Source organism: Ignavibacteria bacterium (assembly GCA_017303675.1).
Classification (GTDB): Bacteria; Bacteroidota; Ignavibacteria; order Tepidaquicellales; family OLB5; genus OLB5.
In genome coordinates, this window is the sequence record JAFLBX010000001.1 from 1916130 (window position 1) to 1929406 (window position 13277).

Genomic DNA, 13277 nt, shown 5'->3' on the forward strand with positions numbered 1-13277 from the left:
GGGGTCCAAAATATAATTACTGCTGTAATTTAATATTTGTAAGGACTGTGAGATCTTTCTGCTAAAGAAAGATTTTTCGGCAGCCCAAAGGCAGAATATATACATTGTCACTCTGAGCGGAATCGAAGAGTGACACAGCTTTTACGCAGCTTTATCACGCGCAGCTGCAGCAAATTTTATCCCTGATGCAACTACTAGCAAACCTGAAATTCCTCTTATCCATACTTCGGCACTATCGGGCAGAAAATTTATTATTGTGGGAGCTTGGTTAATTGCCAGAGCTAATGTCATAATGCCACCCCAGAGGGTTGTTCTCCAGTTAGCTCCGAATATTTCTTCCATTATTTTTATCATAAGTGTTTTTTATAAAATTAGAATATTATTAATTAGTTTAATTTATTTTTCATTATTTTAAATTTGTTATCAGGTTAATAATGCTTCTGATAGTTTCAACCACACCTGAGATCCAGCTTAAAAATCCAATTGGATCTTTTATCTTTTCAAATTCCTTTACATGTTTTTCGATCCTTTCTTTGTATTTTTCAGCCTGTTTCAGCCAGTAAATAAAACGGTCCTCAGCATATACAGGCGTAAGCCCGGCAGGCAGGGGAAGCTCGCCTTTAGTTACCCGCTGCCAGTAGCTTTTTTTCTTCTCAGCCCTGGCTAAGCCAAGTACATCTGTTTCCCTGTGAATGTTTATTGATACCGCTGATGTTGTTAATTCCATTTTAACCTCCTTTAAATTTATATTTCGCTCTTTACTTATTAATAAAGCTGTCAGTTTTAAGCAGTTCTCTTAGTTTTGCGTCACGGTGAATTTCATACCCGTTCTTAAAGCTCTTTTCGAGGGCGTAATCCGCGGCATGGAGCTTATACTCAACAAGCGTAAGCCGCTTTAAAATCCTGCGAAGCTGCTGCAGGATCATTCCCGCCGAAAGCAGCAGCAGCCATTTCAGAATTTCAGCTACGTAAGTGTTATTAAAAATTTCCATTTTATTTCCTTATTTGAATTTAAATTAATTATCATCAGTAACGATTAACAATTGCTGTTTCACATTCTGCGCTTTCTGCAGTCCCGCGTTTCTGCTTTGCGGGATCACCTTTGATATTTAACGTTTCACGTTTCACATTTCACGTTTGACGTATATCATCTCACCAGCATATAAGTTATCTGCGGCTTCGTTACAGCAATGTTTATTAAACCTGAATTCAGCACGCCTTTAACCTGTAAATAATATTTTGTGCCGGGCAAAGGATTGAAAAGAGTAAATGTCCTGCTTTTAACATGTGATTCAGGGTAATACCTTGTGCCGTCGTAAAATTCCCTGAATTCTTCAAGATATGATGCGGGAATATCCACACTCAGCTCATTAACCATTCGCATTGTGATCGAATCCCTGGCAAAAATACCTGCCACTTCAGTGTAGGGGAATATCACATTGCAGTTATATGTAATATGATACAATCCCCGGATCGGCAGAGTTATTGTATCACAATCATTCCACAATGCATCTGCAAAGATCTCAAACGGCGTTTCATCATAGGTCATATCAGCATGATTCATAACAGTAAAGCTATCCTTTGCGGAAATTACTCCTGTTTCACTTACAGATGTATAATACCACTTCCAGTCAGGGTAGGGCAGTGGATTATTCCAGAAAGGCTTTCTGAGGCTTAATGTTCTGTATTTGCTGAGCGGTTCACCAAGTGAAAACCAGGTAGAATCCTTAAGCCCCGTAAAAATTTTAGCGGCAATGCTGTCCTGGTTCAATACTGCTGAATTCAGGTTCAGCCCGGTTACGGGTGACCAGGTAAATTGGGCGGGATTCATTTCAAACAGCTGGCCGTTCCCGCGTTTTGCAATTCTGAATGTCCCCAAAGTTCCAGGAGTGTTGAAGTAAAGCCTGTTCTCGCTTTCGCTGTAATAAACAAATTCACGCTTAAGGTATAATGAATCACCGGCGCTTCTGAAAAGCATTCCTGTTCCGGGTATCTGTGAGAGATCGCTGTACCAGGGAGAGGAATTTATGATATATGGCCTATAAAATGTGTTGGTAGTTCCGCTTCCGCTGTAAAGCCAGTTGCCTGTTGATGATGCGCTCCAGTTCCCTGTGGTGTTTTTGCTTCCTGTAATAGTTTGTGTAGTGCCAAGAGTTACATAATTGCTGTTTAGGTAACTAAAAATATTGCCTGTTAGTACGCTATCGAACCAGGTTTGTTCAATTCCCCCAAGCCACAGCTTAACATAACGGAATTCACTGAATCCTTTGGCAACGTAGTTGCCTGCTGTGCCAATTTCATTTACGGTAATACCGCTTATCTTATCCGCAGGGTAGTTATGCGGGTATTTTGTAAATTCTATATTACCAGCTTCGCCGGTTAACGGCGTGCCTGATGATGTGACAAGCCTTATCGGCAGGGATGTAAATTGAGCAGATAGCGGTATCTGCACAAGCATAATAATTGTAAGAATTAAAAGTAATTTTTTCATAAAGAGTGATTTAGTTGATAGTTTAAGTTTATAGTTGATAGTTGATAGTTTACAGTTGATAGTTTATAATTGATAGTTTAAAGTTTAAAGATGATAGTTCACGGTTTATAGGTGTAATTATTAATTATTATTCTCCACCTTCAATTGGTAAGATCGTACCGCCGCCCGGATTTTCATATTGCGGGGGGAACCATTTAAGATCGGGCTCAAGCCTTGCTGAGCGGAATATCAGCACCGGCAGCCTGTGCGACCGGGCAAAGGCTCCGCCTTTGTTCAGTCCAAGCTCAAGGGTTTCATTTGCAAGAATCACTTCAAACTCCCGCCACGGCGCATCATCACGCGGCTGAAGGATTATCTTCCATCCAGCTTTTGCCGCATCAAATATTTTTTTGAAGCTTTCATACAAAGTTCTGCCTGTTATCCAGCGGTTATAATTAAGCGTAAAAGTTATCATGTAGCCTATTATTCGTTGGGCGTTGATTATCTGCGGTTGAGCGGGATCAAGGCTTATCAGCTCATGGGATATCTTTTTTACTTCATAAGTTTCAGTTAATCCCTGTGAATTTGTAAGCGGCAAAGTTAATGTGATCTCAGTTTCAAGCTCCGGGTCCGCTGATACCAGCTTAACAACAGGCCGGCCGCAGCCGTTTATTATACTCATATTATTTTATATATAGGGTTTGTTAAAAGATTTATTTTAATTGAAAATTTTTAAGGTTATAGTTATTTTTGCGTTAACTAATTTATTACTTTATGAAATTTTTAATCATTTGTTTTACAGTTTCTTTCATTTATCTCTTCGGCTGCGGCAGCGATTCCACTACAAATAACGGTAATACAGGTAATGGCGAAACTGTGATCTTTTCAATGGATAGCTTGAGTATATATTTGAATAGTAGTATTGTTATTAATGATACATTATTTGATATATTAAATTCACCTTCAATAAAAATTGATTTTAATTGCCAAACCAATGCTGATTCCGTTAACAGTTTTGCATTATTTAGGATAATCGCTGGTGATAGCAATATAGTTTATAAAGATACTTCAAATAACAATATCTCTTCTTTGAATAATAATCATACAATTTATATATCAGCTTCAAATACATTTACACTTTCAATTTTAATTCAATTAAACCGAACTAATAATTTGCAATATTTCATGAAACTAAAGAATATTAAAGTAATTAAAATTTAGAGATTTCAATTTCCATTATATTATTTTCTAAATCCAGATTATAAATAGACGTAATCATATAGACTTGATTATTTTTTAAACTTATTGTCTTCCATAATTTTATAATATCATGATTATTTAATTTAATCCTTAATATATATATTGACCGTGAATGATAATTATACATCGAATAGTTTAAAATTGAATTTTCTTGTACAGCAACAAAATCGTAAAGGTCAGGAGCACCATTATGATATCTTGCACAATTTATTATCCTTGAATAAGCTAACCCTCCATTTAAGGCTTCAACTAAAGGAAATAATTTTCCAATCGGTATACTCGGTGTAAACTCATACCCATACAACTTCAATCCAAAATCTTTAAAATCAATATCCTTCATAACGGTTTTTTCTGTAACCTGGTTTGAATTAATGTAACTGAGCCGTTTACCGCTGAAGGTTAATGCGCAGGTGGGGAAAAGCGTTTCGCCATCACCGTGATTAGTATCACTCTGGTATACAGTATCTTTGTTAAAGAATATTCCGTCACTGTATTCGCCTTCGGGCAGTACAAAGCTTCTGTATTTCAGAAACAGCCATTCAAGCCTGGGAGCGCCTATTGATTCACTTATCTCAATGATCTCAGGCTCTACCGCTTCCTGCCCGGCAAGATCAGTAATAAAAAAAATGTTAAAAATGAATTCCGGTTCATTCAGTTCTTCAGTTCCGGGATTTATGAACATCTCAAAATTGAATCCCAACCCTTTGGCAAGTTCTTTAAAGGTTTCCCAGCGGCTGATATTATCCTGCCCTGTGATAAAATTCCTGTAATCACCGAGTGCGTAACACCACTGTATATTGCTGTATAATTCCCTAAGCCGCTCAAGATAAGTTTTTTGCGGCAGGCTTATAGTTACCGTTCCCGATGTAAGTCCCTCAAAATGCCTTAGGATATATTCTTCAAATGTAAGCTGCTCGCCGTTCGCAAAGTTTATAGTTGAATTAGCCGCTGCTTCGCAGCGTTTTGCCCACTCCATTAATATATCTTTGCACGTCAGCTTAACAAACCAGCGGTTTTGAGAGTACGTATAATCAGCCTGCACGTGTGACTGCTGTGATATACCGCAAAAGCTTTGCTGCCCGAACTGCAGTATAACAAGAAAGTAAAAATCACGCTCTTCCCCAAGAAAAAATTCCCTGATATTTTTACCTGCATTTGATCTTTCCTGCTGAAGCAGGGAAATATTCAGGTCAAAATCACCAGCCCTGAATGTCCCGGCTTCCGCCGGGTCTTCAGTTTCAAACCTGAATACCGGCAAACCATCTGTTGGAATATGTTCGAGCTTTAAGGAATCAATAAATTCCCTTTGAGCAAAGTAATTGCTGCCGCGGAATTTTTTTATATATACAGGCATTACAGGTCAATTCCTCCTCTAAGGCTCCGCGTTCTTACTTCAACATCGAATGCTTTTGTAAAGGTAACCGGATTTTTGATAATTACCTGGTTTATCATTTGGGGTGATTGCGGATGTAACTGCATCGATTGTGAGTTAACCCTACCTGAAGTACTGCCCAAAAGTGTCCCTATACCTGTTCCGGCAGCAGCGCCTAACGGACCCCCAAATATTCCTCCGATAACTCCAAGCAATCCGCCGAAGATTCCGCTTCCAGTACCTGAACCGGTTATTGAACCTAATAATTGAACAATAAGCTGAACGGTTTTTGCAAAACCGGAATCCATTACACCCATATTGGACATCATATTTTTTGTAAATCCCAGCATTTGTTCAAAATAACCCGTTATCTCATATACAGCATTAATCGGCTTATCGTTCACGGATAAAAACTTTCCAACGGAAATATTTTCATGATTAACAGGGTTTAAGCTTCCTGAAAATTTCCGGTTAAGGTCATTTATAAACCTGTTCAATCCTGAAGTAAGTTCATTTATTTCAGCTGATGTAAATTGCATTTTAATTTTTGTTAGTTTTCCTGTTTTAGTTTTAAGAAGAAAAGATTCTTAGCCTGCTCAAGCTCTTCAAATTTTAACGTATGCCAGAAATCAATTTCCCGCAGCTTTGCTGCTTTGCCCGGCGAAAGCCCGTAATATTTTGCAAGTGACCATATCATAAAATTATATAATTGTTCATCAGGTATTTCAAATTTTTCAGGCAAAGGAATTAATAATTCGTTTTGAAGCTTAAAGCTGTTTAAAAAATTATCTATTTCCCGTTTAGAGCCGGCAAGATCAAAAAAAAACTGCTGATCACCTTCCTTATAAATTCAAGGGCATCCCCGGCTTTAAGTTCTTCAGCCGTAAAATTTACCCTATCATCCGCCTCTGCAGGCAATAGCATCCTGTTAAACAGCTCAGCTATAAACACTGAATCAGTAATTATTTCATACAGGGCAAGTGCTTCCATATCTGATACATACTGCCTCAGTGTTTTAAATTGGGGAGTTTGAAGCTTCGCTTCAGCTTGATTATATCTTTCCTGAAGCTTGTTTTTTGCAGTTATATCAGTAGTTTTATTTTCATCCATTTCATCAATCGCTTCATTGATGATATTTAATTCATTTTCTGCTTCGTCAAGTGCTGTTGTATCAATATTGCATGTATATTTATGATGAAGCTCCCTGTATTTTATTAAAAGGGGAGAGGTTCTGTGAAGCAGGTCAAGATCAAAGTTCCTAAGCCTGTATTTCTTCCCGTTAAATTCAAAAATATTTTTCATATATGTAAATTTTTCAATTACTAAGTTTATTCATTGTTTTTTTTTAATCCGAAATCAACAATTCAAATTCTGATATTCCAAATCCTGCAGTCTGTAACCTGTCACTTTTAACCTACACCTCTGTTTCCACTATTACATGCTCCTGCTCAGGTGGAATAGTAACCGGTCCTGTTGTCCTGATGTTAACTCCCAGAGCTGCTTCTATTGCTGTTATATCAGCCGGTGAAATTATCACCGGTAAAGGCTGAATAACAGAAACTGATTCATATTTCATTGCTTTTGTACCGCCGGGAGTTTTAAAGCTCATTTGCGGTGTAACATCTGCAATCTTAAATATTTCCTGGTGCTTGCCGCCTTTGATGCCTTCGTATTTAATTTCAAGGTGAAGTTTACCTCTTGTGCCAAACGCCAGGTAATCTGCCAGCAGCTTTGATGTTTCCATCAGCACTCCGGTTGTTTTGCCTTCATACTCTTCATCCTGACCGTATGTTCTGCCGTCTTCAGCTTTGAATTTTTCTGTTTTGGTTTCAATATCAACTGCCGATTCGAATATTAATCCGCAGTTCAACGCGTTTACTCCGTTTGTAATTGTTCCGGGCAGGCCCAGCTCTTCATCATATTCAATTATTACAAGCTGGTTACCGCCTTTATCCCTTAATGCTCTTGACATGATTTTTTATAGTTAAAGTTTATAGTATTAATAATTATTTATTCATTTTCTTCAATCATCACTCATTGTTCATTGCTAATTGCTCATTGATCATTGCACATTGCCAAACACCTGCAAATCAAATACTGCCACTGGTAATAAATACTCGCCGCCTTTGTATGCTTTTTCTAGTCCGCTGAGTGATAAATTATGAATATTAGCAATTGTTATTCCGTCTGAAGTATGCTCAAGTCCGGATGCTGTATCATCAATTAAAATTCCGCAGAGCCTATAGAGCTTATCATCAATTATTTTCTGGTAAAATTCACCCGGTTTTTTATAAAGCCTGAAATGAAATTCGATATTAACTTTCACATTTATTTCTTCGGATTCATTATCTGTGAAAGTTACTTCCCGGAGTTTGATGAAATATGAGTTATCTTTAAGGTTCAGCGGCAGCATATCAGTATCAAAGTTTAAGCTTGATTCCGCCAGCTTTTCTGCTTCAGAAAGTGTTTCGTTTAATAAAGATATCTTACCGGTTACCCAGCTTTTTATTACATTATAAAGCATGTTTTTATTTTAAAATTCTGATATTTGTTACAGTATTGAATTCATTACTGCTTAAGCTTCCGCTGCCGTCTCTATCTGCCCAGATACGTATCCTGTTCAGCAGAGTTTCATATTCACCCCTGAAATATTTCATCTTCAGGTGGTAAGAGTCATTTTCTTCAGTGAAACGGTCAAGCAGGATAAGCTCAAGCCATTTGTACATAACCAGCCTTTCGATACCTGTATCACATAAAAATGCATCATAATCAATTGAACCGCCGGTTACTGATACATTAAGCCTGTAAAATAAATAAGAGGATCTCAGTAAAAAAGTAATTGTGCCGATGCTTTCAGCTTTCCTGGTATCAAGCTCTTTCCACAGAGTTTTATCATTGCTTCCAAGCAGAGTAAATGTTTTCAATCCGCCGGGTGTAAAAGATCTTACATCAAGTACATATCTCAGCCTGGCTGCTTCATCTTCGCTTTCGGTTTCTGAAGAATGGTCAGCTGTTTCTGTAATTCCTGAATGCCTTATATATTGCCTTGGCATAATTTCCGCCGGCTTAAAACCCCGGTTGATCAGCTCAGTTCTTACTTCGCTTATTGCCTGCTGTTTTTGCGGTGAGTAGTCAGCTTCTTCAGCCCAAAGGTACCGGGAAAGCTCAGGTATTATACTTTTAAGGTCAGCTTCAGTTATATATTCTTCCAGGGGCATATTGTTTAAGAGTTTTAATTATTGTTTAAGAGTTTATTTATTTTTTATTTGTTCTTTCAAATTGTGGTGCTGCTGAAGAAAAGAATTTTTTCCTGAAATCAGCTATCTGCCTGGTGTTAAGAACTACCACCCCCGCAATAACAAGCTGGTAAAGCTGCACATCACTCAGACCTTCGAATTTACCGGAAACAGTTCTTTGACCATTCACAAGAACAAAGCCTTCTTCTTTGATGATATTGATCCTTTCATTCCTGCGGTTAAAACCTTCACCGAATAAATGAGATACCACCATAAAATTATCACCATCTATCAGCGCGCTGTAACCGTTTGGCGAATTCAGTATCACCGGGTTAATTTCATAAATTTCTGTTTTGTTTGGGTTATCGCTCATAAGAATTTTAAAGTTTTATGTATTTTATTCCCTGCCCCTGTTTGAGAGGGCAGGGAACATAAGTTAATTGAAGTAAGAGTAAAACAGCATCATATTTGCAAGAGTAATATTACTGTGTCTTCAGTTCCGCTATCCTGATAAGCTTATCGGGTGCGACCTTCTGCCAGTTACTGCCGGTTGCAAGCTGGGCAAGTGTTGGATTTTCAGGCGCAGCGTCTTCCCATGCAACGCCGGGGGTGTGAACCATACAGGATATCCTTGTGATGATCTCATCAGTACCGCCAGCCTGTTTTGCATCACGCGTTAGTTCAAGATGTATTCCGCCGGTTTTAATGACGTTCCTGTTCGACATTGCGCTTCCCGGCCTGTTGCGGAGCTTATACACCATTGAACCTCTTCCGCCCAGGAATGTTGAATATACACCTGCAGTTGCAGTAAGGTCATCATCTGCAAAAGGCATTAAACCGAGTATTTGTCCGGGGTTGCCGGTAATAAATGTATTGCTGCCAACCGGTCCGGCAGGAAATGTGATAAGATTATTTGTTACTGCATCACCGTGAACTTTAGAATGCATAAGTATAAGGTTAAGCATCCTGTGCCAGTCTCCCAGCTTGTATTTAGCTGCAAGCACACCGGCATTTGTAATTGCAGCGCCTGAATAAGTATTGCCTGTTGAGTGGCTTGAAGCAAGGGCAGTGGCAAAGTTTCCTTTTAATACATTTATTGCGCGTTTTTGCAAAGCGTAAGCCCAGTACTCGCCAATATGAACTGCAATTTCTTCTATCATATCGCTGCCTCTTCCTGCAACGGTATTAACTAGCTCCTGCGCGCCCCAGCCTTTTTCCAGCTCCATCCAGGCAAATCGGTCTTTGTAAGCTGAAAGCTTGTTGATAGTTGTTGTAGATGAAGTTGTTATCTGGTCAGGGTCGCTTGTATCGGTGTTCCATTGCGGCAGGTTGCCGAATGTACCCGTCTGGTTCGGGTCAACAACTTCATCAGGCGCTTCCGTTAAAAATCCTGAGCCGAAAAAGCTTAACGCTTTGGTAAATGTTCCGCGCAGTGTGGCTTTAAATGTCTCACTCTGGAATTTACCCGCCAGGTCATCCAATGTTAATGATGCCATAGTTTTTCTTTCTGTTTAATTAAGTTTGTAAAAGTGTTGGTTTGTTAGGTGAATCGTTTTTAGCTATGTGGTTAATGAATTAATCGGTTATTAGGTTAATAAGTTAAAAGGTTAAACGGTTAAATGGCTCATCATTGCTCATTGTTCATTGTTAATTGTTAATTGTATGTTGTTAATCATTAAAACCAAATTTTTCCCTGTAGAGCTTTTTCCAAAGTTCCGGTCTTCGTTTTCTCAATTCTTCCTTTTCGTTATAGGTAAGCTCATCCCATTTTCCTGTAAAATTATCTCCTGTGCCTGCGCCGGGCCTTGCTGAATCGCTTCCGGCGGGCGGCTTTGCCGCGTTTAATTTCACATATTCTCTTAAGCCTTCAATTGTTGGTATCAGCTCAGCAATTTTTTTATGTTCATCAGGAAGCTGCCCGTAATATTCCTTTTTAACTTCACTTTCAAGCAAAGTAAATTTATTTTCTGTCTCAGCTTTTTGTTCCGTAAGGTTTTGTATGCTGCCTTCAAGCTCTTTTATTTTATTTTCAAATTCTGCTGAAGTTTCTTTTAGTTTCGAGAATTCACCTGATTCTTTCACAAGTTTTTCATGCTCAGCTTTTGTGATCGTAACATTTTCTTCTTCTGCGCCGCTGATGCCGGATGAACCTTCACCGGGGTAATAAAGTATTTTCATTTGTATTGATGTTTAATATTATTATTTAATTACTGTATGATCTGTTTTTGCGAATATTTAAGATCGCTTTTGCTTCCTCTTCGCTTATTTCAAGCTCTTCGGAGGTAATATCAATTTTATCTTTGTATCCGTATTCCAAAGCCATATCATAACGTTTCTTTTTGTCATCAGGTGTTTCAAACAGGTTGGATTCTGTAAAGCTTATTTCAAAATCTTTATCTTCCGGCAGTGCCTGTGATGGATTGTATGTGTTCCACACCATTCTGATAACTTCAAGCAGCTCTTTCATAAAGTGATACAGTATGGTTTTATATTCTTCACGGCGTTCTATAAGCTCAAGCTCATCAATTTTCTTCGCAGCGCCTGATTCAGCGGTAATTTCAGTTGATACAGAATTACCGCTTATGCCTTCGCTGTTCAAAACAAGCTTGTTATGCCAGTCAATATTATCCCTTACTGATGTATAATCTGCCTTTGCAATGATGCTTTCTATTTTCGGTTCCCTGTCATCTTCTTTCACATTATTTATCTGTTTGAAATCACCTGCTTTAAAGCTTTCGCCATCAGAAAAATTTGTGTTTATTCCCAGGTAGATCTGGTGCAGGGTTTTAAGCTCGGTTTCGTTAAGGTCTGTTAGCCTTATATCAAGGTTCTTCTGGTGAAGAAAAACATTCCAGTTTGGTTCGCCAAAGTAATCATCTCCTTCCTCAATTCTCAAAGCTGCAAAAGGCAGTGCAGATCTTCCCGAACCAGATTTTTTGTAAGGATTAACCATATCATTATTGCCGTTTGCCGGGATGATATTATCACCTTTTACAAGGTAATGGCTGCTTTCACTCCAAACAGACCAGTAAATTTCGCCGTGTTCATCAGCTTTTCTTACCGCAATTTTGGTTTTTTCAAGGTAGTCGTTGCCCGTTTCAACAGTATAGTTGTTCGGGGTTATAATATCTATTCTTAATTTATTTAATGCTGAATCCCAGATAACATTGGCTTCTACAACATTAAAATATACAGCTTTCCTGAATGCTTCCCTGACTTTTTGAGCAAACCTGCACTTTTCCAGCAGGCTGCTGAATAATTTTTGTTTTTCGCTGCTTAAGCCTGAAAGTGATAATATGGGGTCTTTTGTAAAGATACCGCTTGTTGTTCTGTTGATAATTTTTCTTATGATATTAAGATGCCTGAACTTCAGGTCTTTAAGGGTTTCTTCTGAAAAAGGATTGTTTAATGTTGCTTCTCTTAAATATGAACATATAGCTTCATAGTCATTATTATAAAATGCGGCAAATTCTTCATAAAGTGAAAGCCTGTGAATTTCACTTTTCCTGATGCTGCCTGCAAAAGCCTTGTTAAGTTCGTTAAAAATATTTCCTGTTAAGAGCATAATTGTTTTTAGTTAAAGTTTCAGATCGTTCTAAATGTACCTGTTACAGGTTTGCCGCGTATTGGATATTCATAATCATTGTAATAATCTACTGCCCTGCATAAATGTGTTCTCACGGGATCTCTGTCATCAAGCTCTCTTCCGTTATCTTTCCAGGAGCAGTATTCCCAGTCTTTAACCAGCCCGGGGCAGTTAAGCGGATCGATATACTGTCTTATCTCTCCCATTGAATTGCATAGCTGCGCATTTGTTGCACCAATTGAATCACGTATTGAAAGGCAGGGCTTTATTCGTTTTTCAATTCCTGTTTTGCTGCTGAAATAAGTTTCAATGATCTCCCAGTCATTATAGCTTGAATTGGAAGTATGTTTCCTGCCTGCATAATCACCGTAAAAAATTATTTGTTTAGGATATCCGCCTTTTAAGCTCTGGAAGAAATCTTTATCCAGTATCCTGCACATTGTAATTGTATTAGTAAATTGAAAGCTTAGCTCTTTATGCCAGCAGGTTATTTCTGCACTGCCCTGTTTGATCTTTTGACCTATAACCCAGCTCATTGGCTTATCACCAGCGTTGAAATCACATGCAACTATAATAGGTAAGTGAGGAAATATCTCCGTTTGTTTATTGTTTTTTTCTGTGTAACTGTAATACGGGCGCTGAACCGCTGTTTCAAATGATGCTTTGTATTCACGATCGTAATCAGGCTTCGCCAGGTTTGATCTTGCTTCTTCTATCTGTTCAGTACTTAGAATATCTTCACTAGTCCAGTGGTATGAATTCCACCCTCTTTTTTTATGTTTTCCTTTTAAGAAATCGTCAAAGAAATGATTTTTCCCGAACGGCCTGCCTTCTTTAATACACCATCCCCTTGTATCATTTATCATCGGTTCTATCGATTCATTATAAACCCCAGGGCTGCAATCCTGGTATTCTGATATCACAATTCCGTGCATTAACTGCCCCTGTACCCGTTTAAATTCCTTTAATCCAATTACCCTTAGGATACATCCGTTATTAAAATAAATTTTCAAAGCTGTTTCGCTTATCTTCATTACCAGATTGCTCTGGGCAAGCTTTTTAAGGTCATCCCAGAAGATCTCCTTAGCCTGTTGCCTGGTTGGAGCTCCGGCAAAATACATTTTGCGTTTGTTATATGGTTCCATGCATTCATTTATAATGTATCTCTTTGCAAATCTTTCTGTTTTGAATGACCTTCTACCGGCTGCTATTATATAATTCCTGTACCTGTTTGTCTTAAGGTCTTCAAGCAGTTTTTGCTGAACAGGGTGATTCATAGCCCTGTTATTAATTTCAAACCACCTATCGGAAAGCTCAAAGTCATTACCGGAATTAAATGATTGCATTTTCATT

At 38.3% G+C, this 13277-nt stretch carries 18 protein-coding genes; 1 reads left to right on the forward strand and 17 read right to left on the reverse strand.

Features of this window, described 5'->3' with window-relative positions; translation table 11 throughout:
* Positions 1–141: 141 nt before the first annotated feature.
* From J0M37_08535 to J0M37_08555, 5 genes are all read right to left on the reverse strand, one after another.
* A complete protein-coding gene (locus J0M37_08535) occupies positions 142–354 on the reverse strand; it encodes a hypothetical protein (protein MBN8585129.1) in 213 nt (70 codons plus the stop codon).
* A gap of 52 nt (positions 355–406) precedes the next feature.
* Positions 407–727 carry a hypothetical protein gene (locus J0M37_08540; GenBank protein MBN8585130.1) on the reverse strand — a complete coding sequence of 107 codons (321 nt, stop codon included), beginning with the start codon at positions 725–727 and terminating at the stop codon, positions 407–409.
* A gap of 31 nt (positions 728–758) precedes the next feature.
* Positions 759–992: a hypothetical protein gene (locus tag J0M37_08545; protein MBN8585131.1), complete on the reverse strand. Its 234-nt coding sequence runs from the start codon at positions 990–992 to the stop codon at positions 759–761.
* Between the two features lie 155 nt (positions 993–1147).
* On the reverse strand, positions 1148–2491 hold the full coding sequence (locus J0M37_08550) for a hypothetical protein (GenBank protein MBN8585132.1): 1344 nt from the start codon (positions 2489–2491) through the stop codon (positions 1148–1150).
* A gap of 127 nt (positions 2492–2618) precedes the next feature.
* The gene (locus J0M37_08555; protein MBN8585133.1) at positions 2619–3152 is read right to left on the reverse strand and encodes a hypothetical protein; all 534 of its coding nucleotides are present in this window, start codon (positions 3150–3152) and stop codon (positions 2619–2621) included.
* Positions 3153–3244: 92 nt separating this feature from the next.
* Here J0M37_08555 and J0M37_08560 point away from each other — a divergent pair, with 92 nt between their 5' ends.
* Positions 3245–3691 carry a hypothetical protein gene (locus J0M37_08560; protein MBN8585134.1) on the forward strand — a complete coding sequence of 149 codons (447 nt, stop codon included), beginning with the start codon at positions 3245–3247 and terminating at the stop codon, positions 3689–3691.
* On the opposite strand, the gene J0M37_08565 is transcribed toward J0M37_08560, so the two are convergent.
* The 12 genes from J0M37_08565 to J0M37_08620 all read right to left on the reverse strand — a co-directional run bounded on the left by J0M37_08565 (position 3681) and on the right by J0M37_08620 (position 13276).
* Positions 3681–5084, reverse strand: a complete 1404-nt coding sequence (locus tag J0M37_08565) for a hypothetical protein (GenBank protein ID MBN8585135.1) — start codon at positions 5082–5084, stop codon at positions 3681–3683. The two genes, J0M37_08560 and J0M37_08565, sit on opposite strands and share 11 nt — an antisense overlap.
* On the reverse strand, positions 5084–5641 hold the full coding sequence (locus J0M37_08570; GenBank protein ID MBN8585136.1) for a hypothetical protein: 558 nt from the start codon (positions 5639–5641) through the stop codon (positions 5084–5086). Before J0M37_08570 ends, J0M37_08565 begins: the two co-directional genes overlap by 1 nt.
* 11 nt (positions 5642–5652) lie before the next feature.
* Positions 5653–5844, reverse strand: coding sequence for a hypothetical protein (locus J0M37_08575; protein MBN8585137.1), 192 nt, complete (start codon positions 5842–5844; stop codon positions 5653–5655).
* Between the two features lie 47 nt (positions 5845–5891).
* Complete coding sequence (locus tag J0M37_08580; protein MBN8585138.1) at positions 5892–6404, reverse strand: hypothetical protein; 513 nt, start codon at positions 6402–6404, stop codon at positions 5892–5894.
* Between the two features lie 112 nt (positions 6405–6516).
* A complete protein-coding gene (locus tag J0M37_08585) occupies positions 6517–7074 on the reverse strand; it encodes a hypothetical protein (protein MBN8585139.1) in 558 nt (185 codons plus the stop codon).
* 90 nt (positions 7075–7164) lie between these two features.
* Positions 7165–7626: a hypothetical protein gene (locus J0M37_08590; protein ID MBN8585140.1), complete on the reverse strand. Its 462-nt coding sequence runs from the start codon at positions 7624–7626 to the stop codon at positions 7165–7167.
* Positions 7627–7630: 4 nt separating this feature from the next.
* Positions 7631–8320, reverse strand: a complete 690-nt coding sequence (locus tag J0M37_08595; protein ID MBN8585141.1) for a hypothetical protein — start codon at positions 8318–8320, stop codon at positions 7631–7633.
* A 37-nt stretch (positions 8321–8357) separates the two neighbouring features.
* Positions 8358–8711 (reverse strand): hypothetical protein, encoded by a 354-nt coding sequence (locus J0M37_08600; GenBank protein ID MBN8585142.1) that lies wholly within the window; start codon positions 8709–8711, stop codon positions 8358–8360.
* A gap of 109 nt (positions 8712–8820) precedes the next feature.
* On the reverse strand, positions 8821–9834 hold the full coding sequence (locus tag J0M37_08605; protein ID MBN8585143.1) for a hypothetical protein: 1014 nt from the start codon (positions 9832–9834) through the stop codon (positions 8821–8823).
* A gap of 172 nt (positions 9835–10006) precedes the next feature.
* Positions 10007–10516, reverse strand: a complete 510-nt coding sequence (locus tag J0M37_08610; GenBank protein MBN8585144.1) for a hypothetical protein — start codon at positions 10514–10516, stop codon at positions 10007–10009.
* 25 nt (positions 10517–10541) lie between these two features.
* Positions 10542–11903, reverse strand: a complete 1362-nt coding sequence (locus J0M37_08615; GenBank protein ID MBN8585145.1) for a hypothetical protein — start codon at positions 11901–11903, stop codon at positions 10542–10544.
* 20 nt (positions 11904–11923) lie between these two features.
* Positions 11924–13276, reverse strand: coding sequence for a hypothetical protein (locus tag J0M37_08620; protein ID MBN8585146.1), 1353 nt, complete (start codon positions 13274–13276; stop codon positions 11924–11926).
* Position 13277: the final 1 nt, after the last annotated feature.

Bases quoted from the DNA above. Each gene is read 5' to 3' on its own strand.
- J0M37_08535 (MBN8585129.1), bottom strand. From the start codon at position 354: ATGATAAAAATAATGGAAGAAATATTCGGAGCTAACTGGAGAACAACC.
- J0M37_08540 (MBN8585130.1), bottom strand. From the start codon at position 727: ATGGAATTAACAACATCAGCGGTATCAATAAACATTCACAGGGAAACA.
- J0M37_08545 (MBN8585131.1), bottom strand. From the start codon at position 992: ATGGAAATTTTTAATAACACTTACGTAGCTGAAATTCTGAAATGGCTG.
- J0M37_08550 (MBN8585132.1), bottom strand. From the start codon at position 2,491: ATGAAAAAATTACTTTTAATTCTTACAATTATTATGCTTGTGCAGATA.
- J0M37_08555 (MBN8585133.1), bottom strand. From the start codon at position 3,152: ATGAGTATAATAAACGGCTGCGGCCGGCCTGTTGTTAAGCTGGTATCA.
- J0M37_08560 (MBN8585134.1), top strand. From the start codon at position 3,245: ATGAAATTTTTAATCATTTGTTTTACAGTTTCTTTCATTTATCTCTTC.
- J0M37_08565 (MBN8585135.1), bottom strand. From the start codon at position 5,084: ATGCCTGTATATATAAAAAAATTCCGCGGCAGCAATTACTTTGCTCAA.
- J0M37_08570 (MBN8585136.1), bottom strand. From the start codon at position 5,641: ATGCAATTTACATCAGCTGAAATAAATGAACTTACTTCAGGATTGAAC.
- J0M37_08580 (MBN8585138.1), bottom strand. From the start codon at position 6,404: ATGAAAAATATTTTTGAATTTAACGGGAAGAAATACAGGCTTAGGAAC.
- J0M37_08585 (MBN8585139.1), bottom strand. From the start codon at position 7,074: ATGTCAAGAGCATTAAGGGATAAAGGCGGTAACCAGCTTGTAATAATT.
- J0M37_08590 (MBN8585140.1), bottom strand. From the start codon at position 7,626: ATGCTTTATAATGTAATAAAAAGCTGGGTAACCGGTAAGATATCTTTA.
- J0M37_08595 (MBN8585141.1), bottom strand. From the start codon at position 8,320: ATGCCCCTGGAAGAATATATAACTGAAGCTGACCTTAAAAGTATAATA.
- J0M37_08600 (MBN8585142.1), bottom strand. From the start codon at position 8,711: ATGAGCGATAACCCAAACAAAACAGAAATTTATGAAATTAACCCGGTG.
- J0M37_08605 (MBN8585143.1), bottom strand. From the start codon at position 9,834: ATGGCATCATTAACATTGGATGACCTGGCGGGTAAATTCCAGAGTGAG.
- J0M37_08610 (MBN8585144.1), bottom strand. From the start codon at position 10,516: ATGAAAATACTTTATTACCCCGGTGAAGGTTCATCCGGCATCAGCGGC.
- J0M37_08615 (MBN8585145.1), bottom strand. From the start codon at position 11,903: ATGCTCTTAACAGGAAATATTTTTAACGAACTTAACAAGGCTTTTGCA.
- J0M37_08620 (MBN8585146.1), bottom strand. From the start codon at position 13,276: ATGAAAATGCAATCATTTAATTCCGGTAATGACTTTGAGCTTTCCGAT.